Genomic DNA, 1547 nt, shown 5'->3' on the forward strand with positions numbered 1-1547 from the left:
TGTGATATCGGCTATGTTATAATCACAGGCGTCATTCCAATCAGTTGCTGGTTCACCATCTGGTGGCGTTATTTCATCTAAATCTGTTACACCATCGCCATCACAATCGGCAGCTACTGTAACTGCAACTGAAGTTCTAGTACTTTCACAAGAATTACCATCGGTTTGACTTACATAATAAGTTGTTCCGTCAGTTAAAGCAACTGTAGATGCTAAAGCAGTTCCACCGGTAGCATTTGCATACCATTGTAAGTTTGTTCCAGTAGCTACTAAATTGGCTACTGTTGGGTTAGCGCCTCTACAAAAATTTTGTGCATTGGCTACAGGAGCTGCTGGTAAAGGATAAACAGTAACTGATACTGGTTCTATTTGAAAACAACCTCCTGCTGACTCTAACCTTATATAATATGTTCCGCTTGATGTTACTGCACTTGGAGTTGTTAAAGTAGTTGTTGCAGCAGCATCAGTCCAGTAAGTTAGTGTACCAGCGCTACTTCCTGCTGTAACATTTGCATCAGTTATATCTACACTTTCGCATGCTGCTGGTGGATCTGTTATTACCAAATTTAAAGGGTTACTAACTGCACTTTGACCTATGCCCTGAGCTTGATCGCTTCCTACATCTGCAGCACCTCCTGAATTAATAATATTTGGTACTCCATCACCATCAACTGTTCCTGATATTCTATCAGCACCGTCTAGTTGAGCTTCAGTAACATTTTCATCGCCCTCAATGGCATCAGGACATCCATCTCCATCACTATCTAAATCTTCGCCGTTCGGAATAGTATCATTATCAATATCATTGTTACAACCAGTAATAAATTCAAAATTAAAATTATAACTTCCAATGTATCCTAGGTTTGTATATCTTATTTCAACTTGATCTCCTGCATTGATTGTTTGACTCTCCGCCACATTTGGATTAGTACTAGCTCCACAACAATTTGCTTTAAAAGAAACTCTAGTTCCATTTATAAAAACTTCTATAACATCATCAGTTGAAAAACCTGTTCCTCCATAAGTTAATTGGCCCGGTAGTGTAAATTGCCTTTTAAATATCGTTTGATAATAAGGCTGAAATGGTACATTATCAATATTATCACCAACATAATTGGCAGGAACTAAGCCTGTACTTGTGTTAGTATCAAAAGGGCCTGTTTGCGAATATGCTCTAGAATCTGATAATGAAAAAGAATTTATTCCTAAATAAGCTTCTCCTCTAAAGATAGGAGTACCAGGAGCGCCATTTAATTGACTATTTTGATTACTATTTCCGTAAGTAGAGCCCGTTATAGCAAAATGACCTTCATAATATTCTGCATCCCAATAACCTATTCCAAAGCTACCATCTTCTACACCGTCAGGTAATACATTACCTGGATTTGATTCATGACATTCATCTACATCTAAAATACCATCATTATCATCATCTAAATCACATCCGTCTGGGTATGTATCATTATCTGTATCAATAGTATCATCAAAACCTTGACAAACATCTGTACTATTTATAACTCCATCTCCATCATCATCACATTCGCCAC

General features: G+C 37.5%; 1 protein-coding gene. It reads right to left on the bottom strand.

The features are described from left to right. The coding region (locus FUA26_RS12010; protein ID WP_449441404.1) for an immunoglobulin domain-containing protein at positions 1–1547 on the bottom strand (1547 nt) is incomplete at both ends.

It is taken from the genome of Seonamhaeicola algicola, assembly GCF_007997385.1.
Taxonomy (GTDB): domain Bacteria; phylum Bacteroidota; class Bacteroidia; order Flavobacteriales; family Flavobacteriaceae; genus Seonamhaeicola; species Seonamhaeicola algicola.